Genomic DNA, 308 nt, shown 5'->3' on the forward strand with positions numbered 1-308 from the left:
CAGCTCTCCGCTATCGGTTCTACATGCTTAGCCAGCTCTACTGAGTTAACTCCGCGCCGCCCGAGTGGCAGGGTGCTTGGAGCGAGCTGTATGAGTTTTAGCCGTTACGTCTACAGCGAACTTGGCGGCGATCCTGTTCTATCTGACAGTCGTTTCGGGTTTACAGGCATCCCCTAGCGACTGCTAGCCGCATTAAGCAGCTAGAGCGTAGTTGTCGTCGTTGGCAACTATAAGTTTGCAGCAGCGAATTTACGAGTTCTGCTACCAGCTCGGCATGCCCCTCAAGTTTTGTTACCGGCGTCGAATCC

At 53.9% G+C, this 308-nt stretch carries 1 other RNA gene; it reads right to left on the reverse strand.

The features are described 5' to 3' along the window. Positions 1-308, reverse strand: a transfer-messenger RNA (tmRNA) gene (gene ssrA / locus NAC44_RS21180); the annotation flags it as partial.

This window comes from Allorhizobium sonneratiae (assembly GCF_023700755.1).
Lineage (GTDB): Bacteria > Pseudomonadota > Alphaproteobacteria > Rhizobiales > Rhizobiaceae > Allorhizobium > Allorhizobium sonneratiae.